The organism is Hymenobacter coccineus (assembly GCF_001816125.1).
Classification (GTDB): domain Bacteria; phylum Bacteroidota; class Bacteroidia; order Cytophagales; family Hymenobacteraceae; genus Hymenobacter; species Hymenobacter coccineus.
Genome location: NZ_MDZA01000351.1, coordinates 1 through 237, shown reverse-complemented (window position 1 = coordinate 237; position 237 = coordinate 1). Strand labels below are relative to the sequence as shown.

At 66.7% G+C, this 237-nt stretch carries 1 protein-coding gene; it reads right to left on the bottom strand.

Going from position 1 to position 237, the window contains the following annotated elements; genetic code table 11:
- On the bottom strand, nt 1-196 hold a 196-nt coding region (locus tag BEN49_RS28935), incomplete at its 3' end, for a hypothetical protein (RefSeq protein ID WP_204376149.1).
- Between the last annotated feature and the right edge of the window lie 41 nt (nt 197-237).

Sequence of the window (237 nt, the reverse complement as noted above, 5' to 3'; positions counted from 1 at the left end):
TCACGGGCCAGGAGGGCACCAGCGCAGTACAGGCCGCGAAAACGGCGGCGTTGGCCACCACTAAAAATAATTTTTCGCGCCGGGCAACCCGGTCCGCGGCCGCGCCGACTGCCACCGAGCAACGGACTGCGCAGGCGGTCACGGGCCAGGAGGGCACCAGCGCAGTACAGGCCGCGAAAACGGCGGCGTTGGCCACCACTAAAAATAATTTTTCGCGCCGGGCAACCCGGTCCGCGG